Genomic DNA, 25,906 nt, shown 5'->3' with positions numbered 1-25,906 from the left:
CCGGGCGGTGACGAAAGGACCGAGTCTGCGGGCGCGCCTGTTCAAGGCGCAACTCAGGCTGACGCGTGCCAAGGGCACGTATGCGGACCTGGACGCGCTGCACGAGAGCATCGAACAGCGGACGCCCGCCGAGGAGATCCAGCCACCGGCCGCCCTGTGGCGCAGGCTCGACGTGACTCGTACCGTCGTGCGCGACAGGCCCTGCTTCACCCTGGCACCGAAGGCGCCGACCAGCAGCAAGCACGTGCTCTACTTCCACGGCGGCGCCTACGTCCACGAGATCCAGCGGGACCACTGGAGGTTCTTCTCGCGACTCATCGACCGCACCGGCTGCACCGTCACGGTCCCGGTCTACCCGCTCGCGCCGCAGTACCAGGCCGCCGAGACGGTCGCCATGATCAAGGACGCCTACGACCACTTCCTCGCCGGACGCGACTCCGGCGACCAGATCATCATGGGCGACTCCGCGGGCGGCGCCCTCGCCCTCGTGCTGTCCGAGGCGCTGGAGGAGGCCGGGCGTCCCCAGCCCGACGAGCTCGTGCTCATCTGCCCGTGGCTGGACATCACCGTCTCCGACCCCACGCAGCCGGACATCGACCGCAGGGACCCGTACCTGGCCATCGCCGGGCTGCGCGAGGCGGGCCGGCTGTACCGCAACGACGACCTGGACCCGAAGGATCCGCTGGTCAGTCCCCTCTACGGCCCGCTGTCGAACCTGGGGAGGGTGAGCGTGTTCGTCGGGACGGACGACGTGCTGCTCGCCGACGCGCGCAGGCTGCGGCAACGCGCCCGTGACGAGGGTGTGGAGCTGGAGTACTACGAGTACCCCGGCATGTTCCACGCCTGGCTGCTGGCCGACCTGCCCGAGGGCCGCGACGCGGCGGAGCGGATCGCGCACATCGTGAGCCGCGTGCGGCACAACGGACGCACCGCGTCGTCGGCGTGGTCGGCCCGCTCCGACGGAGTCCCGTCCGCCTGACCGGCGCAGACACGCAGGGCCATTGCCCGGCTACACACGAGCACGCTACCGTGCTCCCTGCCCAAGAGCTGGAAGGTAGGGAATTGCGCGGTTTGCGAACATCGCGGGAGCGTTCCGCGGCATCGGCGCCGCCGCACCGCCCGGCCATCGACCCCACTCACTTCCGCCGCACGATGGGCCGGTTCACCAGTGGCGTCACCGTCGTCACCACCGTGGAGAGCGGCCACGTGCACGGGATGACGGCCAACGGCTTCCTCTCGGTGTCACTCGAGCCACCGCTGGTGCTGGTCTCCCTCGGCCGCGCCTCGAAGATGGCCGCGCTGCTCGCCCGCACTGGGCGCTACGGCGTGAGCGTGCTCTCCGACCGCCAGCAACTGCACTCCGTGCACTTCGCGGGCAAGCCCGTCCCGGGCCTGGCACCGGATTTCGAGTTCACCGACGGCCTGGCGTTCCTGCCCGGCTCGATGGCCCGCATCGGCTGTGACGTCGTGGACACGCACGAGGCGGGCGACCACATCCTCTACATCGGACACGTGACCCACCTCGCGCACTCCGACGGCGAGCCGCTGGTGTTCTTCACCGGCTCCTACCGGGCACTGCACACCGACATCGACGAAGGCTTCTTCACCTACTGACCCGGCTACCGCCCCGGGATCCGCTGCGAGACAAGGAGTTCGTTCATGGACGGAATCGGAATCGTCGGCGCGGGCGTGGCCGGTCTGCATCTCGGCCTGTTGCTGCGCCGGCACGAGGTGCCCGTGACGATCTACAGCGATCGCACCGCGGAGCAGCTGTCGGGCGGCCGGTTGCCCAACACGGTCGCCCACCACCACGTCACCGTCGAACGCGAACGGCGGCTCGGTGTGGATCACTGGGACATCGGCGAGTACGGGTACTTCGGGCACCACCACTACATCGGAGGGCCGTCGCCGCTGCGCTTCCCCGGCTTCTTCGCCGCGCCGTCGCGTGCCCTCGACTACCGGATCTACCTGCCGCGGCTGCTGGAGGACTTCCTCTCGCGCGGCGGCGGCTTCGAGGTGCGGCCGGTGCAGCCCGCCGACGTGGTGACGCTGTCGGAACGCCACGACCTCGTCGTGATCGCCTCCGGGCGCGGCAGCATGGGCACCGTGTTCCCGCGCAGGGCCGACCGGTCGCCGTACGACACCCCGCAGCGCAGGCTCTGCGCGGGGCTGTACGAGGGTGTGGCGCCCACGGACCCGAAGGGGGTGACGATGAGCATCTCGCCGGGCCACGGCGAGCTGCTGGAGATTCCCATGTACTCCTTCGCAGGACACGTCACCGCACTGCTGTTCGAGGCGGTGCCGGGCGGCGACCTGGAGGAGCTCGCGGACGCGGACCACGACGAGGATCCCGCGGCGTTCCACAAGCTGGTGCTCGGCAAGGTCGAGCAGCACCACCCGACGGTGTTCGAGCGCATCGAGCCCGGCCGGTTCCGGCTCACCAGCCCGCAGGACCTGCTGCAGGGCAGTGTCGTGCCCACCGAGCGCGAGGACTACATCCGGCTGCCCAACGGCCGCTACACCGTGGCCGTCGGCGACGTGCACACGGTGGTGGACCCGGTCGTCGGCCAGGGCGCCAACTGTGCCTCCTACTCGGCGTGGGAGCTGGGGCAGACCATCCTGGCCGACCAGAACTTCGACGAGCGGTTCTGCCGGAAGGTCGCGCGGCGCAGGCAGGACCGCGTGCAGTCCACCTCGGACTGGACGAACCTGATGATCCGCACCCCGCCGCCCCAGCACCTGCTGGAACTGCTCGGTGCGATGTCGGAACACCAGGCGGTCGCCGACGAGTTCACCGACAACTTCAGCTACCCCGAGCGGCAGTGGGACGTGCTGGCCACGCCCGAGCGCACGCGCAACCACCTCGCCCGGCACGGCATCGGCGGCTGAGCCAGGCTCACCAGCGGTGGATGTGCTGGTGAACCCACCTGCGCAGCACGTCCGCGCGGGCCGTCGTCTCCTCGGACTCGTGCGGGCAGGCGGGGCCGCCGACCTCGGTGGCGACCAGCTCGAACCGGCCGTGGCCGCGCTCGGTGAAGAGCGGCGCACCCGAGTCGTAGGGGCACGCGCTGACGGAGCGCTGCGGCAGGTGCCCGGTGACGTAGAGGTGGTGCTCGTCGTGCCGCGTGACCGTGAACCGTCCCGTCTGCATCCGGTCGGGCCGGTGCGCGAGGTCCGCGGTGCTGTCGGCCGAGCCCCAGCCGACGAGCCGGACGACGTCGCCCTCGGCGGGCGCCGTCGCGCTGATCCGCAGCGGCCTGATGCCGGGAACCGGCTCCGCGAGCTTGGCCAGTGCCACGTCGGTGTCGTCAGCCTGCACGACCTCGACCACCTCGCGCCGTACCCCGCCGGTGCCGGAGAGCGTGGCCTGCCCCGCCGTCGCGATCACCGGGTAGTGCGGCGCGCCGTTGATCCGGTTGCGCGCGCCGTCGTGGAAGCAGTGCCCCGCGCTGATGATCCACTGTGTCGAGATCAGCGCGGCCGAGCACGCGCTGGCGTAGGTCGTACCGTTCGGCCTGGTGATCTCGGGCATCGAGAGCGAGACCGAGAACCGGTACCTGCCGTCGGGAACGTCCTCACCGTTCGCGACGGCCTGCGCGGGCACGCCCGGTAGCAGTGTCAGTGCGGTGACGGCGGCGAGCGCCGCCGCGCCCCGAAGTCGGCGAAACACCGGAATGACCCCCAAGTCTGTCGATTCTTGACAGGGTCACCCTAGCGAGTGAGTACGTCAGCCGGCGGTGGACTCCCGCACCACCAGCTCGGGCTTGAACATGACCTGCTGGTGGGCGTGCGTCCGCGGGTGGTCGCACTCCTCGACCAGCAGCTGCGCGGCGGCCCTGCCGATCTGCTGGGTCGGCTGCCGGATCGACGTCAGCGGCACGGCCGCGTCGGCGGCGAACTCGATGTCGTCGTAGCCGACGATCGCCAGGTCCTCCGGCACGCGCCTGCCCGAGGACAGGGCCGCGCGCAGCACACCGAGCGCCATCAGGTCGTTGGCGCAGAACACCGCACCCACCTCGTCGTCGCGGGCGAAGCGGGCGCGGGCCGCGTCGTAGGCGGTACGTGCGTTCATGGCCCGCTCCTCGATGACCTCGATCGCCGTGTCCGGGTCGTGCCCGGCCGCTGCGACGGCCCGGCGCAGGCCCGCGAGCCGGTCGGCGCACTGCCGCAGGCTGAGCGGCCCGGTGACGTGGAGGATCCGCGCGTGGCCGAGGCTCAGCAGGTGCGCGCCGGCCAGCTCGCCGCCGACGACGTCGTCCACCGCCACCGAGCAGCAGTTCACCCGCGGATCGTGCCGGTCGACGAGCACCGTCGGCGTGCCGCGCCTGCGCAGCGCGTCGAGCCGTTCGGAGCCGACCTCCACCGGCGTGATGAGCACGCCGCGCACCCGCTGCTCCTCCAGCACCTGCAGGTAGCGGTTCTCGCGGGCGGTCTGGTCGTCGGAGTTGCACAGCACGACGGCGTAGCCGAGCTCGTCGGCGACCTGCTCGACGCCTCTGGCCACCTCGTGGAAGAACGGGTTGGCCAGGTCGAGCACGATGAGCCCGAGCGAGCGGCTGGTACCTGCCCTGAGCTGGGCGGCGGAGGAGTTGCGGACGAAGCCGAGCGCGGAGATGGCGGCGAGCACCGTGGCTCTTGTGCTCTCGGCGACCCGCTCCGGATGGTTGAGCACATTGGACACCGTGCCCACCGAGACGCCCGCGCGCTCGGCGACGTCCTTGATGCTCGGCGACATGGCTGTCCTCGCATGGTCTGAAACGGTTCACCCGATTCGGGGCCGCCGGTGGCCCCGAGCCGCGCGGCGCGGTAGTCAGAGGATACCCCGGTCTCGCCGCGCGATCGTGACCATGCCGCACGTCAGCGGGTCTTGACTGGTCTGGCTCCGCTGCCTTACTTTGAGCGCCACTCGTGGAATGAAACGTTTCACGATCTCCAGTGAAGGAGGCCATCGTGGGAGCACCGGAGCACCCCTCCGCGCCGCTGCTCGAGCTCAGGAACGTCAGCAAGTCGTTCCAGGCGGTCAGGGCGCTGCGCGGAGTGTCGCTGGCCCTGCGCGCCGGAGAGGTCCACGCGCTCGCCGGCGAGAACGGGGCCGGGAAGTCGACCGTGGTGCGTGTCATCGGCGGTGAGCACCAGCCCGACAGCGGCGAGGTGCTCCTCGACGGCGAGACCGTGCGGTTCTCCTCGCCGCGCGAGGCGCAGCAGCGCGGTGTCGCGGTCATCCACCAGGAGCCCATCCAGTTTCCCGACCTGTCGGTGGCCGAGAACGTCTTCATGGGCCGCCAGCCGCTGCGGCCCGGCAGGCGCATCGACCGGCGGGCGATGACCAGGCGTGCCGCCGAGGTGTTCGCGCAACTCGGCGTGCCGATCGACCCGGTCCGCCAGACGCGGGGCCTTTCGATCGCCGACCAGCAGATCATCGAGATCGCCAAGGCACTCGTGGCCGACGCGCGGATCATCGTCATGGACGAGCCCACCGCGGCCCTGTCTGCCGTGGAGGCCGAGCGGCTGTTCCGGGTCGCGCGCGGGCTCGCCGAGCGCGGCGCCGCGCTGCTGTTCATCTCCCACCGGCTCGACGAGATGTACGCCCTGTGTGACCGCGTCACCGTGCTGCGCGACGGCGCGTTCGTCACCACCGAGCGGATGGCCGACATCGACCACGACACGCTCGTGCGCCGCATGGTCGGCCGCTCCGTCGAGCAGCTCTTTCCCAAGCGCGACACCGAAGCCGGTGAGGAGGTGCTCGTCGTCGACGGTCTCACGCGCGCCGGCGTGTACCGCGACATCTCGTTCTCCGTGCGCAAGGGCGAGATCGTCGGCCTCGCCGGGCTCGTCGGGTCCGGACGGTCCGAAGTGGTCAGAGCGATCTTCGGTGTGGACGAGCGCGATGCGGGCAGCGTCACCGTCAACGGCGAGCCGCTGCCCGCGGGCAGGCCGCGCACCGCCATCGAGCGGGGCGTCGCCCTCGTTCCCGAGGACCGCAGGGAACAGGGCCTCGTGCTGGAGCTGTCGATCGAGCGCAACGCCAGCCTCGCCCGGCTGCACCAGGTGTCCCCGGGCGGGATCACCCGGCGCAGCAAGGAAAGCGAGCTCGCCGGGACATGGGGCGAGCGGCTCGCGCTGAAGTTCGGCAGGCTCTCCGATTCCGTCAGCACGCTCTCCGGCGGCAACCAGCAGAAGGTCGTGCTCGGCAAGTGGCTGGCCACCGAGCCGTCGGTGCTCATCGTCGACGAACCAACCCGCGGCATCGACATCGGCGCCAAGGTCGAGGTGCACGCGCTGCTGTCCGACCTGGCCGCGCAGGGCATGGCCGTGCTGCTGATCTCGTCGGAACTGCCCGAGGTGCTCGGTATGGCCGACCGCGTACTGGTGATGCACGAGGGACGGCTGACGGCCGAGCTGTCCCGGGACGAAGCGACAGAGGAGTCCGTCATGTACGCGGCCACCGGTAACGGGAGGCAGGGGAGCGCAGCATGAGCAGGCTTCGCGAGGTCCTCTCCGGGCGTGAGCTGAGCATCGTGCTCGCGCTCGTCGTCGTGGTGGCCGTGACCACCGCGGTGAACCCGTCCTTCCTCAACGCGCAGGGCGTGCACGACCTGTTCCTCAACGCCTCGATCATCGCCCTGCTGGCCATCGGCCAGACCCTGCTGGTCATCACCCGCAACATCGACCTGTCGGTCGGCTCGGTGATGGGCCTGACGGCCTACCTGTCCGGCCAGATGTTCATCGCCGACCAGGGGACGCCGACCATCGTCGTGGTGCTCGCCGGGATGGCGCTCGGCGCGGCGTGCGGCGCGTTCAACGGCGCGCTCGTGGCCATCGCCAAGGTGCCCGCCCTGGTGGTCACCCTCGGTACGCTCTACGTCTTCCGCGGCATCGACTACGGCTGGGCCAGCGCCACCGGGGTGCACCAGATCAACGCCGACCAGATGTCGCCGAGCTTCCTGTCCTTCGGCAGCGGCTCCGTCCTCGGCATCCCCCACCTGACGCTGATCGCGCTCGTGGCACTCGTCATCGCCGCCTACGCGCTGCACAACTGGCGGTCCGGCCGCGAGCTGTACGCCATCGGCTCCAACCCGCACGCGGCCCGGCTGGCCGGTATCCCGGCGGGTCGCAGGGTGTTCACGGCGTTCGTGCTCTCCGGTGCCCTCGTCGGGCTCGCGGGGGTGCTGCACGCCTCCTACTTCGGCACGATCAACGCCTCGGTGGGCACCGGCAAGGAACTGGCGGTCGTGGCCGCCGTCGTGGTCGGTGGCGTCGCGATCTTCGGCGGCAGCGGCACGGTGCTCGGTGCCGTGCTGGGTGCCCTGCTGCTCACCACGATCACCGGTGCGCTGCCCATTCTCGGGGTCCCGGCGTTCTGGCAGCGGGCCGTCGACGGTGCCGCGCTGCTGCTGGCGATCTCGCTCGACCGCGCCGTGATGCTGCGACTAGCCGAACGTCTCCGCAAGGAGAGGAGCCTGCGCCGTGCGTGAGAAGCTCTTTCGCTGGGAGTCCATCCTCGTGCTGCTGTGCGTCGCGGTGTTCGCGTGGGGCTCGGCCAGCACCCCTGGCTTCGCCGAAGCCGACAACGTCAGCTTCCTGCTGCTCGACTACACCGAGGTCGCGCTGCTCGCACTCGCGCTGCTGCCGATCATCCTCACCGGACAGATCGACCTCTCGGTGGCCTCGATCATCGGCTTCTGCTCGGCGCTGACCGGGGTGCTGTGGAACGCGGGCATGCCCTTCGAGACCATCGTGCCGATCGTGCTGGTGGCCGGTGCCGTACTCGGCTCGCTCAACGCGGCGCTCATCGTCAGGTTCGGGCTGCCCGCGCTCGCCGTCACCATCGGCACGCTCGGGCTCTACCGGGGCCTGGCGTACGTGGTGCTCGGCGACGGTGCGGTGACCGGTTTCCCGGAGAACTACCGCCCGATCGCCGCGGACAACCTGGGTGGCACGTTCCTGCCTTACGCCACGCTGCTGGTGCTGATCGTCGGCGTGCTCGTCGCGGTCGTGGTGCACCACACGCCGGTCGGCCGCTCCCTCTACGCCATCGGGCTCGGGGAGCAGACGGCCCGCTTCTCCGGCATCCGCGTCGACCGCATCAAGTTCACGCTCTACATCGTCTCCGGCGTGCTGTGTGCGATCGCCTCGCTGATCTACACGCTGCGCTACAACAGCGCCCGCGCCGACAACGCCTACGGCATGGAGCTCATCGCGGTGGCCGCGGTACTGCTCGGCGGCGTGTCGATCTTCGGAGGCCGGGGCACCGTGTTCGGCGTCGCGAGCGCCCTGCTGCTGATGGCCGGGCTGCGCAACGTGCTGTTCCTCAACGACGTGACCAACGAGATCCAGAACGTGATCAACGGCCTGCTGCTGATCGTCTCGGTCCTGGTGCCCGTTGTCGCGAACCTGATCCGCAGGCGGCGCAACCCGGCGCCCGCCGCGGAACCGGGACCCCCACCCCAGGAAACCCTGCCAGACCCCGTGGGGGCGACCGCTGCCCACGGTACCCCCGAGGAGGACCAAAGATGATCACCTCACTGCAGAGAAGGAAGCGTGCCGCGCTCGCGGTGACGAGCGCAGGTCTGGTGGCCGCGCTGATCGCAGGCTGCGGTGGCACGACGAAGGGCTCGGACGCCGCGTCCGACAGCGGCGGCTCCGGCACCGAGAAGACGGCCGATCCGAACGCCCCCATCAAGGAGGGCCTGAAGATCGCCTTCCTGCCCAAGGAGATCGACAACCCGTACGAGAACATCGTCGACAAGGGCGGAATCGCCGCGGTCGAGGAGCTCAAGGGCACCGGCAAGGAGGTCGGCCCCTCCGACGCGTCGGCGTCGTCGCAGGTCTCCTACATCAACACGCTGGTGCAGCAGAACCAGGACGCGATCGTCATCGCGGCCAACGACCCGAACGCCGTCGCGCCCGCGCTGAAGGACGCGATGGACAAGGGCATAGCCGTGGTGAGCTACGACTCCGACGCCGCGGTGGACGCCCGCCAGGTGTTCGTCAACCAGGCCGACTCCGAGGACATCGGCCGCTCGCAGATCAAGATGGTCTCCGAGCAGATCGGCGGCAAGGGCAAGATCGCGATCCTGTCGGCGACGCCCAACGCGACGAACCAGAACACCTGGATCGAGTACATGAAGGACGAGCTCACCAAGCCCGAGTACAAGGACATCCAGCTCGTCAAGGTGGCCTACGGTGACGACGACGACCAGAAGTCGTTCCAGGAGACCCAGGCGCTGCTGAAGTCCATTCCGGACCTCAAGGCGATCGTCTCGCCGACCACGGTCGGCATCTCGGCCGCGGCGCGCTACATCTCCTCGTCGCCGTACAAGGGCAAGGTCGTGCTCACCGGTCTCGGCACGCCGAACCAGATGCGCCAGTTCGTCAAGGATGGCACGGTGAAGGAGTTCGCGCTGTGGGACCCGGAGCAGCTCGGCTACCTGGCCGGCTACGCCGCGGCCGCACTGGCCTCGGGGCAGATCACCGGCAAGGAGGGTGAGGTGCTCAAGGCGGGTGAGCTCGGCGAGCGCACCATCGGCAAGAACGGCGAGATCATCCTCGGCCCGCCGACGGTGTTCAACGCCGACAACATCGACGACTACAACTTCTGACGCAGGGCGGGCGGTGGGCGCCCTGCCTGAGCGCCCACCGCCCCCGGCACGGCAAGGGGCTCGCACATGGAACGCCCGACCGCGAGGCGTGTCTGTTTCCTGCTGAAGGTGAAGGCCGACCGGATGGACGAGTACCGGCGGCGGCACGCCGAGGTGTGGCCGGAGATGCTCGCCGCGCTGCGCGAGACCGGCTGGCGGAACTACTCGCTGTTTCTCGCACCGGACGGCCTGCTCGTCGGCTACTTCGAAACCGAGGACCTCGACGCGGCCCTGCGGGGCATGGCCGCCACGGACGTCAACGCCCGCTGGCAGGCCGAGATGGCGCCGTTCTTCGAAAGCCTCGACGGCAGGCCCGACGAGGGCATCGCGCCGCTGACCGAGGTCTTCCACCTCGACTGACACCGACCACCCGGGAGGGACCCAATGACCGACCACTCGGCCGTCAAGGCCGCGCTGCGCACGCAGCACATCGAAACCCCCTCGTGGGCCTTCGGCAACTCCGGAACCCGCTTCAAGGTCTTCGCCCAGGAGGGCATTCCCCGCGACGCCTACGAGAAGATCGACGACGCCGCCACCGTCCACCGGTTCACCGGTGTCGCCCCCAGCGTGGCCGTGCACATCCCGTGGGACAGGGTGGACGACTACGCCGATCTGGCCCGGCACGCCAAGGAGGCGGGCGTAACGATCGGCGCCGTGAACCCCAACGTGTTCCAGGACGACGACTACCGCCTGGGCAGCCTCTGCAACCCGGACCCCGCCGTGCGGCGCAAGGCGCTGGACCACCTGCTCGAATGCGTCGACATCATGGACGTCACCGGCTCGCGGGACCTGTCGGTGTGGCTGGCCGACGGCCTCAACTACCCCGGCCAGGACTCCATCGCCGACCGGCAGGCCCGCCTGGAGGAGGCGCTGGCCGCCGTCTACGAGCGACTCGGTGAGCGGCAGCGGATGCTGCTGGAGTACAAGTTCTTCGAGCCCGCCTTCTACGCCACGGACGTGCCCGACTGGGGCACCAGCTACGCCCACTGCATCGAGCTGGGCGAGCGGGCGCAGGTGCTCGTGGACACCGGTCACCACGCTCCCGGCACGAACATCGAGTTCATCGTCGCGTTCCTGCTGCGCAAGCGCAGGCTCGGCGGCTTCCACTTCAACTCCCGCTTCTACGCCGACGACGACCTGATGGTCGGCGCGGCCGACCCCTACCAGCTGTTCCGCATCATGGTCGAGATCGTGCTCGGCGGCGGGCTCGACGCCTCGGCGGGAGTGGCGTTCATGCTCGACCAGTGCCACAACATCGAGCCGAAGATCCCGGCGCTGATCCGCTCGGTGATGAACGTGCAGGAGGCCACCGCCAAGGCGCTGCTCGTGGACGCCGGCGCGCTGCGGGCCGCCCAGGCCGACGGCGACGTGCTCGGCGCCAACGCCGTGCTCGTCGACGCCTTCTCCACCGACGTGCGCCCGCTGCTGGCCGAGCTGCGCGACGAGATGGGCCTCGACCCCGACCCGATCGCCGCCTACCGCCGCAGCGGCCACGCCGAGAAGATCCGCGCCGAACGTGTTGGCGGCAGCGCCGCCGGATGGGGAGCCTGAGCACCATGACCAGCCAACCGCATCCCGCCGTCGCCGAGCTGCTCGCGCGCTCGCACGAGCTCGGAGCCGACCGGAGGAACACCAACTACGCGGGCGGCAACGCCTCGGCCAAGGGCACCGCCACAGACCCGGCCACCGGCGATGACGTCGACCTGATGTGGGTGAAGGGCTCGGGCGGCGACCTGGGCACCCTCACCGAGGCCGGGCTCGCCGTGCTGCGGCTCGACCGGATGCGCGCGCTCGTCGACGTCTACCCCGGCGAGGAGCGCGAGGACGAGATGGTCGCCGCGTTCGACTACTGCCTGCACGGCAAGGGCGGCGCCGCGCCGAGCATCGACACCGCCATGCACGGCCTCGTCGATGCGCCGCACGTCGACCACCTGCACCCCGACTCGGGCATCGCGATCGCCACCGCCGTCGACGGCGAGGAGCTGACCCGCACGGTGTTCGGCGAGCGCGTGGTGTGGGTGCCGTGGCGGCGGCCGGGCTTCCAGCTCGGCCTCGACATCGCCGCGATCAAGGCCGAGAACCCGCGGGCCATCGGCTGCGTCCTCGGCGGGCACGGCATCACGGCGTGGGGCGCCTCGAGCGAGCAGTGCCGGCGCAACTCCCTGGAGATCATCCGCACCGCCGAGGCCTACCTCGCCGAGCACGGCGATCCGGAGCCGTTTGGCCCGGTGCTGCCCGGCTACGAGCCGCTGCCCGACGCGGACCGGCGGGCCCGCGCGGCCGAGTTGTTCCCCGTGCTGCGCGGGCTCGCTTCCACCGACGCGCCGCAGCTGGGCCACTTCACCGACTCGGCCGAGGTGCTGGAGTTCCTGTCCAGACAGAAGCACCCGGCGCTGGCCGCGCTCGGCACGTCGTGCCCCGATCACTTCCTGCGCACCAAGGTCGCCCCGCTCGTGGTGGACCTGCCCGCCACCGCGCCGCTGGAGCAGGTCATAGAGCGGGTCAGGGACCTGCACGCCACCTACCGCGAGGAGTACGCCGCCTACTACCAGCGGCACGCCACCGCCGACTCGCCGCCGATGCGCGGCGCGGACCCGGCGATCGTGCTGGTGCCGGGCGTGGGCATGTTCAGCTTCGGCCGCGACAAGCAGACCGCGCGCGTGGCGGGCGAGTTCTACGTCAACGCCATCAACGTCATGCGCGGCGCCGAGTCGGTGTCGACGTACGCGCCGATCCCGGAGTCGGAGAAGTTCCGCATCGAGTACTGGGAGCTGGAAGAGGCCAAGCTGCGGCGCATGCCCAAGCCCAAGCCGCTCGCCACGCGGATCGCGCTCGTCACCGGGGGTGGCTCCGGGATCGGCAGGGCCATCGCGCAGCGGCTGGCCGCCGAGGGCGCGTGTGTGGCCGTCGCCGACCGCGACGCCGAGGCGGCCGCGAAGGTCGCCGGGGAGATCGGCAACGCCGACAGGGCGGTGGCCGTGGCCGTCGACGTCACCGACGAGGACGCCGTGGCCGAGGCGGTGGCCGCCACGTCGCTGGCCTTCGGCGGCGTCGACCTGGTGGTCAACAACGCCGGGCTGTCGATCTCCAAGCCGCTGCTGGAGACCAGCACGCGCGACTGGGACCTGCAGCACGACGTGATGGCGCGCGGCTCGTTCCTGGTCTCGCGCGAGGCGGCCAGGGCGATGATCGCGCAGGGCCTCGGCGGCGACATCGTCTACATCGCCAGCAAGAACGGCGTGTTCGCCGGGCCGAACAACATCGCCTACGGCGCCACGAAGGCCGACCAGGCGCACCAGGTGCGCCTGCTGGCCGCGGAGCTGGGCGAGTACGGCATCCGGGTCAACGGCGTGAACCCGGACGGGGTGGTGCGCGGGTCGGGGATCTTCGCCTCCGGCTGGGGCGCCCAGCGGGCCGCCGTGTACGGCGTGCCCGAGGAGGAGCTGGGCGCCTTCTACGCCCAGCGCACGCTGCTCAAGCGGGAGGTACTGCCCGAGCACGTCGCCAACGCGGTGTTCGCGCTCACCTCGGGCGAGTTGTCCCACACCACGGGCCTGCACATCCCGGTCGATGCCGGTGTCGCGGCCGCGTTCCTGCGGTGACGAAGGAGTCCCCATGACGTCCAACACCAAGCGCAGGCCGACGATCGGCCTCGTCGCGGGCGGGCTCGGCGCGTACTGGCCGCAGTTTCCCGACCTGCTGCCGACGCTGAAGCGCTCGTCGGCCTACGTCAGCGAGCGCATCGCGGGCTACGACGCCGAGATCGTCGACGTCGGCTTCATCTCCGACGCCCAGGAGGGCGCCGCCGCGGCGGAGAAGCTGCGGGCGGCGGGCTGCGACCTGATCGTCGGCTTCCTCACCACGTACATGACGGCCACGATGCTGATGCCGATCGCGCAGCGCAGCGGTGCCCCGGTGCTGCTGATCAACCTGCAGCCGACCGAGTCGATGGACCACGCGAGCGTCGACACCGGGCAGTGGCTGGCCTACTGCGGCGCGTGCCCGCTGCCGGAGATGGCCAACGCCTTCCGCAGGGCGGGTGTCGAGTTCCGCAGCGTGTCGGGCCATCTGCGCGACGAGCGGGCGTGGGCCAGGATCGAGAACTGGATCTCGGCCGCGTCGGTGCGCACGGTCCTGCGCCACGGCAGGCACGGCCTGATGGGCCACCTCTACCCGGGCATGTACGACGTGTCGACGGATCTGACGATGGTGAGCGCCCACTTCGGCGGGCACGTCGAGGTGCTGGAGTTCGACGACCTGCGCGTCCGGGTCGAGCGGGTGACGGACGCGGAGGTGGCGGAGAAGGTCGCCGAGGCGGAGTCGGTGTTCGAGCTCGACGCCTCGGTGAACCGCGAGGACCTGGAGTGGGGCGCGAAGGTGGCGGTCGGGCTCGACCGGCTGGTCGCCGACTTCGACCTGGACAGCCTCGCCTACTACCACCGCGGCCTCGACGGCGAGCTGCACGAGCGGCTCGGCGCGGGGATGATCCTCGGCGCGAGCCTGCTCACCGCGCGCGGCATCCCCGCGGCCGGAGAGTACGAGCTGCGCACCAGCCTGGCGATGCTGATCATGGACGTGCTCGGCGCGGGCGGTTCGTTCACCGAGCTGCAGGCACTGGACTTCCAGCGCGGCCACGTCGAGATGGGCCACGACGGTCCCGCACACCTGGCGATCAGCGCCACGAAGCCGCTGCTGCGGGGCCTTGGCGTCTACCACGGCAAGCGCGGCTGGGGCGTGTCCGTGGAGTTCGACGTCGCGCACGGGCCGGTGACGCTGCTCGGAGTCGGGCAGGACCACCACGGGCGGTACTCGCTGATCGTGTCGGAGGGCGAGGTGGTCGACGGTCCGCTGATGAAGATCGGCAACACCACCAGCCGGGTCGACTTCGGCCGCGACCCCGGCGAGTGGACCGACGAGTGGTCGGCCAGCGGCGTCGCGCACCACTGGGCGCTCGGCGTCGGGCATCGTGCCGCGCGGTTGCGTGCGGTGGCGAGCCTGCTGGACGTGCCGGTCGTCGAGGTCTGAGCTCATGCCCGCGTTCGTAGCCGTCGACCTGGGGGCCACCAGCGGCCGCGTCATGCTCGGCGACGTCCGCGGCGGCGAGATCACGCTGACCGAGGTGCGCCGGTTTCCCACCGGCCCGCGCGAGCGGCCCGGCGGGGGCCTGCGGTGGGACGTCGACGAGATGTACGGCGAGATCCTGGCCGGGCTGCGCGACACCGCCGACGCGCACCCGGTGTCGATCGGCATCGACTCGTGGGCGGTGGACTACGGCCTGATCGGCCCGGACGGCACGCTCGACGGTGACGTGCGCTGCTACCGCGACCCGCGCACCGCCGGGATGGCGCAGCGGCTGCGGGAGAGCGTGGACGACGCCACGCTGTACCGGATCACCGGGCTGCAGTACCTGCCGTTCAACACGATCTACCAGCTGCTCGCCGAACCACCGGATCGCCTTGTCGACAAAACGATGTTGCTGTTGCCGGATCTGATCGGTTACTGGCTGACCGGGGAGCAGGGCGCCGAGGTGACCAACGCGTCCACCACCGCCCTGCTCGACGCGACCACGCGGCAGTGGTCGGCCGAGTTGCTGGAGCGTACGCCGATCCCGGGCACGCTGCTGCCGCCGCTGCGCCTGCCCGGCACGCGGATCGGCGAGGGCCCTGGCGGCACGCCGGTGGTGGCGGTGGCGTCGCACGACACCGCCTCCGCGGTGGCCGCCGTGCCCGCCTCGGGCGAGCGGTTCGGCTACATCTCGTGTGGCACGTGGTCGCTCGTCGGGCTGGAGCTGCCCTCGCCGGTGCTCACCGAGGCCGCGCGCGAGGCCAACTTCACCAACGAGGCCGGTATCGACGGCACCGTACGGTTCCTGCGCAACACCATGGGGCTGTGGCTGCTCAGCGAGTCGATGCGAGTCTGGCGGGAGCAGGGCCTGGACATGAGGCTCTCCGACGTGCTCGCGCAGGCCATGGCGGAACCGGCGTTCAGGTCCATCGTGGATCCCGACTCGCCCGAGTTCCTGCCGCCCGGTGACATGCCCGCGCGCATCGCCGCGGCGTGTGCCGGGTCGGGGCAGCCGGTGCCGCAGAGCCCGCCCGCCGTGGCGCGCACGATCCTCGAGTCACTGGCGGTGGCACACGCCGCGTCGCTGCGCACCGCATCCCGGCTGTCGGGCCGGGAGCTGGAGGTGGTGCACCTGGTGGGCGGCGGCGCGCTCAACGAACCGCTGTGCCAGTTCACCGCCGACGCGTGCGGGCTGCCGGTGCTGGCCGGCCCGGTGGAGGCCAGCGCACTCGGCAACGTGTTCGTGCAGGCCAGGGCCGCCGGCGTGGTGGCGGACGCGCCGGTGGCCGCGCCGCTGGCCCGCTACGAGCCGCGTGGTGGCACCGCCGCGTGGGAGTCGGCGGCCCGGCGGGTGGGTTTGCGATGAGCCGGCCGAGGGTGGCGCTGTTCGCCACCTGCCTCACCGACACGCTGTACCCGGACACCGCCAAGGCGATGCTGCGGCTGCTGGAACGGCTCGGCTGCGAGGTGGACTTCCCGCAGGAGCAGACGTGCTGCGGGCAGCTGCACTTCAACACCGGCTACCCCGGCTACGCCAGGCCGCTGGCCCGCGACTACGCCAGGATCTTCGACGGCTACGACTACGTGGTCGCGCCGTCCGGCTCGTGCGGCGGCATGGTCCGCGAGATCCACCCCGGGCTGTGCGGTCCGAGCCTCGCCGTGGAGCGCACCTACGAGCTGAGCGAGTTCCTCGTCGACGTGCTCGGCGTGGAGGACGTCGGCGCGTACTTCCCCTACCGGGTCACCTACCACCCGACCTGCCACTCGCTGCGGATGCTCGGGGTCGGCGAGAAGCCGCTGCGGCTGCTGCGTGCCGTCACGGGGCTGGAACTGGTCGAGCTGCCGCAGGCCGAGCAGTGCTGCGGCTTCGGCGGCACGTTCGCGCTGAAGAACGCCGAGACCTCCACGGCGATGCTGGCGGACAAGATGCGCTCCGTGCAGGACACGGCGGCGCAGGTGCTGACGGCGGGCGACAACTCCTGCCTGATGCACATCGGCGGCGGCCTGTCGCGGCTGCGCACCGGGGTGCGCACGGTGCACCTCGCGGAGATACTGGCGAGCACGAAGGAGGAGCCATGGGCGCCCGCAACCCCGTGACGTGGCTGGGCACCCCGGCGTTTCCGAAGGCCGCGCACGAGGCGCTCGCCGACCCCCAGCTGCGCCGCAACCTGCGCAAGGCCACCACCACCATCCGCACGAAACGGGCCGGGGTCGTCGCCGAACTGGACGACTGGGAGCGGCTGCGCGCGGCGGGCGAGGCGATCAAGGACGACGTGCTCGCCAACCTCGACCACTACCTGCTGCGGCTGGAGGAGTCGGTCATCGCGCGCGGGGGCGTCGTGCACTGGGCGCGCGACGCCGAGGAGGCCAACCGCATCGTGCTCGACCTGGTGCGCGAGCAGGGCGCCGACGAGGTCGTCAAGGTCAAGTCGATGGCCACCGCCGAGATCGGCCTCAACGAGGCGCTCGAGGCGGGCGGCGTGCGCGCCGTCGAGACCGACCTCGCCGAGCTGATCGTCCAGCTCGGCAACGACCGGCCCTCCCACATCCTGGTGCCCGCCATCCACCGCAACCGCGCGGAGATCCGCGACATCTTCGGCGGGCGGATGGCCGAGCAGCCCGCCTCCGACGAGCCGCGCGACCTCGCCGAGGCCGCGCGCAGGCACCTGCGGCGCAAGTTCCTGTCCACGAAGGTCGCCATCTCCGGGGCCAACTTCGCCGTCGCCGGCACCGGGTCGGTGGTGGTCGTGGAGTCCGAGGGCAACGGCCGCATGTGCCTGACCCTGCCGGAGACGCTGATCACCGTCATGGGCATCGAGAAGCTCGTGCCGACGTGGCAGGACCTCGAGGTGTTCCTGCAGCTGCTGCCGCGATCGTCCACAGCGGAGCGAATGAACCCCTACACCTCCATCTGGTCGGGCGTCACCCCCGGCGACGGGCCCGCGAACTTCCACCTGGTGCTGCTGGACAACGGCCGCACGGCCACGCTCGCCGACGAGGTGGGGCGGCAGGCGTTGCGCTGCATCCGCTGCTCGGCGTGTCTCAACGTGTGCCCGGTGTACGAGCGCACGGGAGGGCAGGCCTACGGCTCGGTGTATCCGGGCCCCATCGGCGCGATCCTGGCGCCACAGCTGGCCGGGGACCTGCACGACGAGCAGGCGGCCTCGCTGCCGTACGCCTCGTCGCTGTGCGGCGCGTGCTACGAGGTGTGCCCGGTGCGCATCAACATCCCGGAGGTGCTGACGCACCTGCGCGCGGAGGTGGTCGAGGCGAAGGGCAGGCGCACCCCGGAGGCGCTGGCCATGGCGGCCGCCGCGTGGGTGTTCGCCGACCCGAAGCGCTACGAGCGGGCGCAGAAGGCCGGCGCGCTGACGCGCTACCTCGCGCGGGACGGCCGGATCTCGCGGCTGCCGTGGCCGGGATCGAAGTGGACGGACGCGCGGGACTTTCCCGCCGTGCCGAAGGAGTCGTTCCGGGCGTGGTGGAGGCGCAACCGTGGCTAGCGCGCGGGAGGAGATACTGGCGAGGATCCGTGGTGCGGGCAGGCCGTCACCGGTCGCGGTGCCGAGGGACTACGAGCGTGCGCGGACCGTGCCGGACCCGGTGGGCCTGCTCGCCGAGCGGGTCGCCGACTACCAGGCGGTGGTGCACACCGTCGGCGAGAAGGCGCTGCCGGGGCGGATCGCCGGGTGCCTGGCCGAGCGGGGTGCGTCGACGATGGTGGTGCCCGCCGACGTGCCGCCGTCGTGGCGAGTCGAGGGCGTACGCTGGCGGCCCGACGACCCACCGCTTCAGTTGTCCGAACTGGACATCGTGGACGGCGTGCTCACCGGCTGCGCGGTGGCGATCGCCGAGACGGGCACGATCGTGCTCGATGCCGCGCGGGCGCAGGGCCGCCGGATGCTGAGCCTCGTGCCGGACTACCACCTGTGCGTGGTGCGGGCCGACCAGGTGGTGGTGAGCGTGCCGGAGGCGCTGGCGCGGTTGGAGCCGACGCGCCCGCTGACGTTCATCAGCGGACCGTCAGCGACGAGCGACATCGAGTTCGATCGCGTGGAGGGCGTCCATGGCCCGCGCACCCTGGAGGTCCTGATCGCCCGGTAGCGCCCACCCCTCTCCCGTCACCATCCAGACGGAGACGCTGCGCGCCGCGGTGCCAATGCGGACTTCCCCAATGCGGCATTGGTGGCGTTGGACGCAACGAATGCCGGGCGTGGTCTATCGGTGGTAGCAACGCGGTGGTGCTGCTGCCGGGTTGGCGAGCAGCTGGTCCAGCGCTTGGGCTGGGGTTTGTAGGTTCAGGGTAGGGCGTGGCCGGTTGTTGAGGGTGGCGGCGATGCGGTGGAGGTCGTTGCGGGTGTGGGTGGCCAGGTTGGTTCCTCGGTGGAACCAGAACCGCAGGAGCCGGTTGGTGTTTTCGTTGCTGCCGCGTTGCCAGGGGCTGTGTGGGTCGCAGAAGTAGACCGGCATGTTCAGGGCGAGCTGGATGTCGCTGTAGCAGGCGAGTTCCCGGCCGCGGTCCCAGGTCAGGGAGCGGCGGAGGTGCTCGGGCAGGTGCTGCATCTCGCGGATCATCGCGGCGGCGACGGTGGCCGCGTCGTGCCGCTGGGGCAGGTGCAGGAGCAGCGTGAACCGGGTCGTGCGCTCGATGAGGGTGCCGATCGCCGAGCGGTTCCCGGCGCCGAGGATCAGATCGCCCTCCCAGTGCCCGGGCACCGCCCGGTCGGCGACCTCGGCCGGTCGCTGGCTGATCGTGAACGCCTCGGCATACAACCGCGCCGACCCCGCTCGCGGGGTGGTGCGGGGCTTACGGCGGCGGCGTTTGAGGCTCAACTGGGTGTGCAGGTCAGCCCGCAGACGCCCCCGGGCCTGCACGTACAACGCCTGGTAGATCGTCTCGTGACACACGCGGTCCCTACTCCCCACCGGATGATCCTCAGCCAGCACCATCGCGATCAACCTCGGCGACCAGCCCTGATCCATCCACTCCTCGATCTGCCGGCACAGACCCGGATTGTCCTGCAGCTTGAACCGCTTCGGGCGGCGCCGCCGCTCGAACGCGGCCCGATGCGCCACCGGAGCCACATACGAGCCATCCCGGCCCCGGTTACGCTGCACCTCCCGCCAGACCACCGACCGGTCCCGCCCCAGCATCGCACCGATCTCGGCATACGAAAGCCCACACCGCAACCCCACCGCGATCTGACACCGATCCTCACCGGTCAACAACCGCCGCCGCCGACCACCACCCGCATCAGCCCCACCCGACACCACCGGCGGCGGCGACCCCGCCAACCCACCCCGCCGACCAACCTCCATCACTGTCTCCACAAGTCCCGAGCTTCGCCACCACCGCCCCGCCGTGGACGACGCCACGCCCACAGCCCGAGCAGCAGCCCCCAACGACCAGCCCGCACACACCAAAACGAAAAACCTCTCCCGCACCTCCACCGGAATCACCCGCCGAGCCATCCACAACACCACATTGGGGAAGTTGAACGCTACGAATGCCACATTGGGGAGCTTCTGGCGACGGCTCACGAATAGATGTCGGCGGGTGTGACGAGAGTCAGCAGCGGGTCGTTCTCGGCGTACGCCCGCAGTCGCGGGGTGAATCCCTCCCGCGAGCACAGGATCCTGTGCAGCTCGCCGCTGCTGCCGTCGATGTGGGGGCTCAGCCGGTCGAGCAGGTTCAGCTCGTCGAAATCGACGGCGGCCCTGGTCCACTTGCACATGCCAATCACGACCGGTTTCCGGTTGGCGTCGACGCCGACGATGTCGACCTCCCGTTCCTCCGTCCTTCTGCCGGTGCCCGTGGGCACCTGCCCCCACCACCGCCCAACCGTTGTCACGCCAGGCATCGTGCGCAGGACGTGCTCGCGGCAGATGTCCTCCCATGCTTCGGAGACATGGTGATCCAGCTGGGGCAGGACCGAGTCGCGGAGGTAGGCGTCCGCCAAGGAGCTCGTGCGCAGTTGCGATCGCGCGGGCTCGACGAACCGATAGTGGAACCGGAGAAACTGGTCACTGATCCGATAGGCCAGCTTCTTCGCTCGCTCCGACGCGGTGACCGGTCGCAACCGTTCGACGAGGCCGAGCCGCTCGAGTGAGCCGACTACCTTCGTGACGTAGGCGGGTTCGAGCCCGGTGCGCTGGCTGATGGTGCTGTTGCGGTTGTGGCCATGGGCGATCGAGCGTAGAACTGCCGTGTGGTTGGTGGGGTTGCTGATCGATTGCCTCAGCATCAGTTCCGCTTCGTCGTGGAGCAGTCCGGTGCGCTCGAACACCTCGGCGAGAAGATGCTCCTCAAGAGGGCTCGTGTCGGTGAACCGTTCCAGGTAGTAGGGAATGCCTCCGCACACCGAGAAGGTGCGGACTCGGTCAGCTGGTGAGTAGCCGGGGTGGAACAGCGCCGCCTCGCGAGCGAGGAACGGTGCGACCTTCAGCTGCCCTGTCCGCCTGCCGTAAAGGCGGCCTGCGAGAACCTCGTCTTCGAAGAAGGACAGTTCGCTTCCCGCGAGAACCAGAACGACAGGCAGGTTTCGCCCCGTCGTACGCCACCACCGGCTCAAGACGCTCTCGAGTTCGGGTGCCTGCGTGGCGAGTAGTTGGAACTCGTCCAGCACCACGAGCGTGCGCTGGTCCCCGACGAATCTCGCGATGGCAGCCAGCGCGGCTTCCCAGCTGGTGAGTGGCTGCGCGGCGAGAAGATCGTCGCCGGAAGCCCGTGCGAGCTCCGCCGTCAGGTCGTGGAGCTGTTCGGGGGTCACCGTGTCGGTCGCCTCGAAGTACAGCGAGCGGACGTTCGACGTGAGGTGGGTCAACAGCTCGGTCTTGCCGACTCGCCTGCGACCGTAGACGACGAGCAACTCGGCAGCGTCACTGGAAAGCCGCCGGCCGAGCATGGCCAACTCGTCGGTACGGTTAAGAAACTCCATAGGATTATCCTACACAGGATTATCTTGTCGAGGATAATCCTGTGTAGGGAGTTCCGTGGATGTTGTCGTGCGCCTGCGAGTACGCCGACCCCGCCGACCGCCGGTTTCCCGCCCAGCCGGTGTGCTGCCCGACGAGCCGATCGTCGACCGCGCCACCGGTCAGCGGCCCGGATGAACCACCGGGTCGAACAGCTCCTCGCGGGACACCGGTTTGCCGAAGTAGTAGCCCTGTGCCTGGTCGCAGCCGAGCTCGCGCAGGATCGTCACCTGCCGCTCGTGCTCGACGCCCTCGGCGATGACGGTCAGGCCCAGCGCGTGGGCCATCCGCACGATGCTGGTGACGATCGCCTCGGCGTCCTTGTGGTCGTCGGCCCCCAGGCCCGCGACGAACGAGCGGTCGATCTTCAGCGTGTCCAGCGGCAGCCGCCACAGCTGCGCCAGCGACGAGTAACCGGTGCCGAAGTCGTCGATCGCCAGCCGCACGCCGAGCGCGCGCAGCTGGGTCAGCACCTCGGCGGCCGCGTCCGGCTCCCGCACGAGCGCGCTCTCGGTGATCTCCAGGCACAGCGCGCCCGGGTCCAGCCCCGTGGTCCGCAGGGTCTCGCGCACCGTGTCCACCAGCGTGGCGTCGTCCAGTTGCCGGGCCGAGAGGTTGACCGTCAGGCGGGTGTCGATGCCGTTGCGCCGCCGCCGGGCCGCGATCTCGGCGGTGGTGGTGCGCAGCATGTAGTCGCCGACGTGGTTGATGAGGTCACTCTCCTCGGCGAGCGGGATGAACTCACCCGGTGGCACGGCGCCCTGCGTGGGGTGCTGCCACCGCATGAGGCCCTCCACCGCCACCGTGCGGCCGCTGCGCAGGTCCACCACGGGCTGGTAGGCCACCCACAGCTGCCCGTCCCGCAGCGCCTCCCGCAGGTCCTGCTCCAGCCGCAGCTCCCGCTGGATGCGCTGGCGCAGCTCGACGTCGAAGAACTCGTAGCGCCCCCGGCCCCGGGTCTTCGCCTGGTACATCGCCACGTCCGCGTCGCGGATGAGGTCCTCGGCCGAGCGCTCGTCGCCGGGCCCGGCGGTCACGATGCCCGTGCTCGAGTCGACGTGCAGCCGCCTGCCGTCGAGGGTGATCGGCTGGGTGAGCGTGTCGCGCAGGTGGGCCATGAGCGCCTGGATCTCCTCGACGCCGCGGGTGCCGAACGCCACGACGGCGAACTCGTCGCCGCCGAGCCTGCCGACGAGGTCCGAGGTGCGTACGCAGTACCTCAGCCGCTGCCCGACGATGCGCAGCACCTTGTCGCCGATGCCGTGGCCGAGGGAGTCGTTGATGACCTTGAACTTGTCCAGGTCGATGAACAGCACGCAGATCATGCCCGACCGGCGGGGGTCGCCGAGTGCGGCGTCGAGCCGCCTGAGCACGAGCGTCCGGTTGGCCAGCCCCGTGAGCGGGTCGTGGGTGGCGTCGTGCTCCAGCCGCTCGCCGATGGCCCTGCGCTCGGTGATGTCGGTGAAGGACGTGACGACCGTGGACGGCGGCGTCGCCTCAGGGTCGAGCGGCCTGCAGCTGATGGACAGCCACGCGGAGCGGCCGTCGGGCCGCTGCACGCGGACGACGATGGGTCCGTGCGGCCTGCCGGTGCGCCGGGTCTTCGCCGAAGGGTACTCGGAGGGAGGGACGCAGGTGCCCGACTCGTCGTAGAGCGGCAGCAGCGTCGGGGCGCAGCCGACCATGCGGCTGGCCGGCAGGCCGAGGATGCGCTGCGCGGCCGGGTTCGCCGACTCCACGCGCCCGTCGGCGCCGACCACCACCACGCCCTCGTCCAGTGCCGCGACGACGGTGCTGTACCGGCGCTCGGCACGCCGCCGCGGTGTCTCGTCGGCGCAGAGCAGCACGTAGCCGCCGTCCATCGCGGCCGCCGAGACCCTGATGGCCAGCGTGGCGCCCGCGGCGCTGCGGTGCACGGCGTCCACGACGCCGCCCTGGGCGAGGATGTGCGCCGGGTCGAGCGGCGCGCCGACCAGGTCGCCGACGGGCCGGCCCATGGCGTCGGCCTCGGCATGCCCGTAGACCGCCTCGGCTGCCGGGTTCCAGCTGGTCACGGTGCCGTCGGCGGCGGTGCCGATGATCGCGTCGCTGACGTGGGAGACGAGCGCGGCCTGGTAGCGCAGCGCGGACTCGGCAGCCTTCTGCGCCGTGATGTCGCGCATGATCACCTGAAATGCCGGCCGCCCCTGCCAGGTGGTCCGCACCGAGACCGACTCGACCAGCAGCGACCCGCCGTCCCACCGGCGCAGCGTGACCTCGGTGGGGTCCGAGGTCGCGCCCGGCTCGGTGAGCGAGCTGATGCGCGAGAGCATCTCCGGCACCGAGCCCGCGTCGACGAAGTCGGTGATCGGCCTGCCCAGGAGGTGCTCCGCCGCTGGCGCGCCGGAGAAGCGCAGCGCGGCCGGGTTGACGTAGACCAGCTTGCCCGCCTCGTGCACACAGATGGCGTCCGGGCTGAGGTCGACGAGCAGCCGGTACCGGTCCGCGAGATCGTTCAGGGCCTGCTCGCTGCCATGCCGTTCAGTCACGTCGCTGGCGATCCCCAGTAGCCCCTCCGTCTTGCCGTTGCCGTAGCTTCGGGCAAGGAACCGGATCCATTTCGCGTCGCCTTCGGGTGTCTGGTGGCGCTGTTCAAGGTCAAAATCCTGCCATACCGGGCAATTCCGTGCTGCCACGGTCATCGGCTCGACCAGTTGGAGCAACCCGCGCCGGATGTCTTGCTCTGCGGTGGCCGGCAACCCGAGCATACGGGGGAACTCGGGCGCCCACGTGACGGTGCGCTCGTCCAGTTCGACCCTCCACATTGCCGACGCGCTGGCCGACAGGGCCAGGTCGGTGAGCACGTCGATACCCGGGTCCCGCACCGTGAGCAGGCTGCGCTGGGCGTGCGCCTCCATCATCCGTCCATCCGCTGATCCATTCGGGATCTGATTACAACACGAAATGCCCGCTAGGCGAATAGGACGAATCGGGTTGTACTTCGAGTGACCGGCAACCCGTGTGGGTGCCGGCGCTATCCCCCGAAAAATGGAAGCGAGGCGAGCATCGTGTCACGCGGAATCGGAATCTGCGGGATCGGTGCGGTCACCGGCTACGGCTGGGGCCGCGAGCAATTGTGGGAAGGACTGGTGTCGGCGAAGCCCGCCGCGACGCTCACCGGCGGCTACGGCCGCAACCAGGACGAGAGCCTGTGGGTGGCCGCGGTACCCGAGGGCGGTGACCCCGCCGACGGCAGGGGCAGGTTCGCCAGGGCCATGCGCGCGTCCGCACGCGAGGCCATCGACGACGCCACGGCGCGGGGCTGGTCACCGGGCCGCAGAGTCGGCCTGCTCCACGCTGTCGTGATCGGTGAGGCCTACCTGTGGAAGGACTTCTACACGGTCGACGGCGGCAAGCTGCGGGTGCGCGACTACCTGGCACTGATGCCGTCGACGCCGATGTCGACGTTCATGCAGGAGTTCGGCTTCCACGGTCCGGCCATGAACGTCTCGGCGATGTGCGCGTCCGGCAACGCCGGCCTGCTCACGGCCAAGGCGTGGCTCGAAGCCGGGATCGTCGACGACGTCGTGCTCGTGGCGACGGACCTGTCCTTGACCCCGGAGAACGTGTCCCACTTCCTCCGGCTCGGCGTGGCGGTGGGCAAGCTGGAGCCGCTCGACGGCTGCCGCCCGTTCCAGGAGGGCAGCCGGGGCTTCATCATGGGCGAGGCCTCGGTGGCGATGGTGTTGTCGAAGGGCTCCGGCGGTGCCTACGCGATGGCGCTCGGCGGGGCCATGTCGCACGACGCCTACCACGTGACGTCGATCGACCCCGCCTTTCCCGAGGTGCGGCGCTGCTTCGCCGACGCGCTCGACAACGCGGACGTCGACCCCCGGGACGTCCGCTTCGTCAACGCGCACGGCCCCGGCACCCGGCAGTGCGACCGGACCGAGGCGACCATCGTGGACGAGTTGTTCCCTGCCGAGACCGGGGTCTACTCGGTGAAGCCGCTCACCGGGCACTGCCAGGGCGCCGCGTCCGCCGTGGAGATCGCGGTGGCCGCACTCGGCTACGAGCGCCGGGTCGTTCCCGCGCCTCCGCGGGTGGCGGAGGCGCACCCGCGGCTGCTGCACGGCGAGTTCCCCGTCGACGGCGGGCTGACCGTGAAGTCGTCGCTCGGCATGGGCGGCCACAACTCCGTGGTCGTGCTCGGCCCGGCCTCGGCGTGAGGGGAGCCCGGTGACCGG

The 25,906-nt window shown here is 70.6% G+C and carries 21 protein-coding genes and 1 pseudogene; 17 read left to right on the top strand and 5 right to left on the bottom strand.

All coding sequences use genetic code 11. From position 1 onward, the window contains the following. Positions 1-7 precede the first annotated feature (7 nt). From BAY60_RS03545 to styA, 3 genes are all read left to right on the top strand, one after another. The gene (locus BAY60_RS03545; protein ID WP_112279369.1) at positions 8-979 is read left to right on the top strand and encodes an alpha/beta hydrolase fold domain-containing protein; all 972 of its coding nucleotides are present in this window, start codon (positions 8-10) and stop codon (positions 977-979) included. Between the two features lie 92 nt (positions 980-1,071). Beyond that, a complete protein-coding gene (locus BAY60_RS03540) occupies positions 1,072-1,614 on the top strand; it encodes a flavin reductase family protein (protein WP_245992299.1) in 543 nt (180 codons plus the stop codon). Positions 1,615-1,659: 45 nt separating this feature from the next. Beyond that, complete coding sequence (gene styA, locus BAY60_RS03535) at positions 1,660-2,889, top strand: styrene monooxygenase subunit StyA (RefSeq protein ID WP_112279367.1); 1,230 nt, start codon at positions 1,660-1,662, stop codon at positions 2,887-2,889. A 7-nt stretch (positions 2,890-2,896) separates the two neighbouring features. Here the strand turns inward: styA and BAY60_RS03530 are convergent, their stop codons facing one another. Both BAY60_RS03530 and BAY60_RS03525 read right to left on the bottom strand, forming a co-directional pair. Next, positions 2,897-3,670: a S1 family peptidase gene (locus tag BAY60_RS03530; protein WP_112280687.1), complete on the bottom strand. Its 774-nt coding sequence runs from the start codon at positions 3,668-3,670 to the stop codon at positions 2,897-2,899. Positions 3,671-3,727: 57 nt separating this feature from the next. After that, positions 3,728-4,735: a LacI family DNA-binding transcriptional regulator gene (locus BAY60_RS03525; RefSeq protein WP_112279366.1), complete on the bottom strand. Its 1,008-nt coding sequence runs from the start codon at positions 4,733-4,735 to the stop codon at positions 3,728-3,730. Between the two features lie 215 nt (positions 4,736-4,950). Between BAY60_RS03525 and BAY60_RS03520 the strand changes: the two genes are divergently transcribed. The 12 genes from BAY60_RS03520 (at position 4,951) to BAY60_RS03465 (ending at position 18,809) form a co-directional block, all read left to right on the top strand. Further along, positions 4,951-6,477 (top strand): sugar ABC transporter ATP-binding protein, encoded by a 1,527-nt coding sequence (locus tag BAY60_RS03520; protein ID WP_112280686.1) that lies wholly within the window; start codon positions 4,951-4,953, stop codon positions 6,475-6,477. After that, on the top strand, positions 6,474-7,475 hold the full coding sequence (locus BAY60_RS03515; RefSeq protein ID WP_112279365.1) for an ABC transporter permease: 1,002 nt from the start codon (positions 6,474-6,476) through the stop codon (positions 7,473-7,475). The genes BAY60_RS03520 and BAY60_RS03515 overlap by 4 nt, the downstream gene beginning before the upstream one ends. After that, positions 7,468-8,517, top strand: a complete 1,050-nt coding sequence (locus BAY60_RS03510; protein ID WP_112279364.1) for an ABC transporter permease — start codon at positions 7,468-7,470, stop codon at positions 8,515-8,517. Before BAY60_RS03515 ends, BAY60_RS03510 begins: the two co-directional genes overlap by 8 nt. Then, entirely contained in the window at positions 8,514-9,602 is a 1,089-nt protein-coding gene (gene rhaS, locus BAY60_RS03505) for a rhamnose ABC transporter substrate-binding protein (protein ID WP_112279363.1), read from the top strand. The genes BAY60_RS03510 and rhaS overlap by 4 nt, the downstream gene beginning before the upstream one ends. Before the next feature lie 66 nt (positions 9,603-9,668). Continuing rightward, positions 9,669-10,001 carry an L-rhamnose mutarotase gene (locus BAY60_RS03500; protein WP_112279362.1) on the top strand — a complete coding sequence of 111 codons (333 nt, stop codon included), beginning with the start codon at positions 9,669-9,671 and terminating at the stop codon, positions 9,999-10,001. A 24-nt stretch (positions 10,002-10,025) separates the two neighbouring features. After that, entirely contained in the window at positions 10,026-11,192 is a 1,167-nt protein-coding gene (gene rhaI / locus BAY60_RS03495; protein WP_112279361.1) for an L-rhamnose isomerase, read from the top strand. Positions 11,193-11,197: 5 nt separating this feature from the next. Beyond that, entirely contained in the window at positions 11,198-13,243 is a 2,046-nt protein-coding gene (locus tag BAY60_RS03490; RefSeq protein WP_112280685.1) for a bifunctional aldolase/short-chain dehydrogenase, read from the top strand. Positions 13,244-13,256: 13 nt separating this feature from the next. Continuing rightward, a complete protein-coding gene (locus tag BAY60_RS03485; protein ID WP_112279360.1) occupies positions 13,257-14,666 on the top strand; it encodes an L-fucose/L-arabinose isomerase family protein in 1,410 nt (469 codons plus the stop codon). 4 nt (positions 14,667-14,670) lie between these two features. Beyond that, positions 14,671-16,071, top strand: a complete 1,401-nt coding sequence (locus tag BAY60_RS03480) for a rhamnulokinase (RefSeq protein WP_112279359.1) — start codon at positions 14,671-14,673, stop codon at positions 16,069-16,071. Beyond that, positions 16,068-16,802, top strand: a complete 735-nt coding sequence (locus BAY60_RS03475) for a (Fe-S)-binding protein (protein ID WP_112279358.1) — start codon at positions 16,068-16,070, stop codon at positions 16,800-16,802. The genes BAY60_RS03480 and BAY60_RS03475 overlap by 4 nt, the downstream gene beginning before the upstream one ends. Continuing rightward, the gene (locus tag BAY60_RS03470) at positions 16,781-18,208 is read left to right on the top strand and encodes a LutB/LldF family L-lactate oxidation iron-sulfur protein (RefSeq protein ID WP_112279357.1); all 1,428 of its coding nucleotides are present in this window, start codon (positions 16,781-16,783) and stop codon (positions 18,206-18,208) included. Before BAY60_RS03475 ends, BAY60_RS03470 begins: the two co-directional genes overlap by 22 nt. Further along, positions 18,201-18,809, top strand: a complete 609-nt coding sequence (locus BAY60_RS03465) for a LutC/YkgG family protein (RefSeq protein ID WP_112279356.1) — start codon at positions 18,201-18,203, stop codon at positions 18,807-18,809. Before BAY60_RS03470 ends, BAY60_RS03465 begins: the two co-directional genes overlap by 8 nt. A 114-nt stretch (positions 18,810-18,923) precedes the next feature. Here BAY60_RS03465 and BAY60_RS03460 read toward each other — a convergent pair whose 3' ends face one another. Continuing rightward, complete coding sequence (locus tag BAY60_RS03460) at positions 18,924-20,177, bottom strand: IS30 family transposase (protein ID WP_112280684.1); 1,254 nt, start codon at positions 20,175-20,177, stop codon at positions 18,924-18,926. Between the two features lie 65 nt (positions 20,178-20,242). Then, positions 20,243-21,643, bottom strand: coding sequence for an ATP-binding protein (locus BAY60_RS03455; protein WP_112279355.1), 1,401 nt, complete (start codon positions 21,641-21,643; stop codon positions 20,243-20,245). A gap of 59 nt (positions 21,644-21,702) precedes the next feature. Here BAY60_RS03455 and BAY60_RS38565 point away from each other — a divergent pair. Further along, positions 21,703-21,771, top strand: a pseudogene (locus BAY60_RS38565) (hypothetical protein); the annotation flags it as partial. A gap of 31 nt (positions 21,772-21,802) precedes the next feature. Here BAY60_RS38565 and BAY60_RS03445 read toward each other — a convergent pair. Beyond that, positions 21,803-24,577 carry a sensor domain-containing protein gene (locus BAY60_RS03445; RefSeq protein WP_425466460.1) on the bottom strand — a complete coding sequence of 925 codons (2,775 nt, stop codon included), beginning with the start codon at positions 24,575-24,577 and terminating at the stop codon, positions 21,803-21,805. Between the two features lie 147 nt (positions 24,578-24,724). Between BAY60_RS03445 and BAY60_RS03440 the strand changes: the two genes are divergently transcribed. Next, positions 24,725-25,888 carry a beta-ketoacyl synthase N-terminal-like domain-containing protein gene (locus BAY60_RS03440; protein WP_112280683.1) on the top strand — a complete coding sequence of 388 codons (1,164 nt, stop codon included), beginning with the start codon at positions 24,725-24,727 and terminating at the stop codon, positions 25,886-25,888. Positions 25,889-25,906 lie beyond the last annotated feature (18 nt).

The organism is Prauserella muralis (assembly GCF_003202285.1).
Taxonomy (GTDB): domain Bacteria; phylum Actinomycetota; class Actinomycetes; order Mycobacteriales; family Pseudonocardiaceae; genus Prauserella_B; species Prauserella_B muralis.
The sequence above is the reverse complement of the archived record's forward strand: the minus strand, read 5'-3'. Positions and strand labels throughout refer to the sequence as shown.

What these genes read in the sequence shown, in the direction of transcription:
- styA (WP_112279367.1), top strand. Translation starts at nt 1,660, where the DNA reads ATGGACGGAATCGGAATCGTCGGCGCGGGCGTGGCCGGTCTGCATCTC.
- BAY60_RS03525 (WP_112279366.1), bottom strand. Translation starts at nt 4,735, where the DNA reads ATGTCGCCGAGCATCAAGGACGTCGCCGAGCGCGCGGGCGTCTCGGTG.
- BAY60_RS03515 (WP_112279365.1), top strand. Translation starts at nt 6,474, where the DNA reads ATGAGCAGGCTTCGCGAGGTCCTCTCCGGGCGTGAGCTGAGCATCGTG.
- rhaS (WP_112279363.1), top strand. Translation starts at nt 8,514, where the DNA reads ATGATCACCTCACTGCAGAGAAGGAAGCGTGCCGCGCTCGCGGTGACG.
- BAY60_RS03500 (WP_112279362.1), top strand. Translation starts at nt 9,669, where the DNA reads ATGGAACGCCCGACCGCGAGGCGTGTCTGTTTCCTGCTGAAGGTGAAG.
- rhaI (WP_112279361.1), top strand. Translation starts at nt 10,026, where the DNA reads ATGACCGACCACTCGGCCGTCAAGGCCGCGCTGCGCACGCAGCACATC.
- BAY60_RS03490 (WP_112280685.1), top strand. Translation starts at nt 11,198, where the DNA reads ATGACCAGCCAACCGCATCCCGCCGTCGCCGAGCTGCTCGCGCGCTCG.
- BAY60_RS03485 (WP_112279360.1), top strand. Translation starts at nt 13,257, where the DNA reads ATGACGTCCAACACCAAGCGCAGGCCGACGATCGGCCTCGTCGCGGGC.
- BAY60_RS03480 (WP_112279359.1), top strand. Translation starts at nt 14,671, where the DNA reads ATGCCCGCGTTCGTAGCCGTCGACCTGGGGGCCACCAGCGGCCGCGTC.
- BAY60_RS03475 (WP_112279358.1), top strand. Translation starts at nt 16,068, where the DNA reads ATGAGCCGGCCGAGGGTGGCGCTGTTCGCCACCTGCCTCACCGACACG.
- BAY60_RS03470 (WP_112279357.1), top strand. Translation starts at nt 16,781, where the DNA reads ATGGGCGCCCGCAACCCCGTGACGTGGCTGGGCACCCCGGCGTTTCCG.
- BAY60_RS03460 (WP_112280684.1), bottom strand. Translation starts at nt 20,177, where the DNA reads ATGGCTCGGCGGGTGATTCCGGTGGAGGTGCGGGAGAGGTTTTTCGTT.
- BAY60_RS03455 (WP_112279355.1), bottom strand. Translation starts at nt 21,643, where the DNA reads ATGGAGTTTCTTAACCGTACCGACGAGTTGGCCATGCTCGGCCGGCGG.
- BAY60_RS03445 (WP_425466460.1), bottom strand. Translation starts at nt 24,577, where the DNA reads ATGGAGGCGCACGCCCAGCGCAGCCTGCTCACGGTGCGGGACCCGGGT.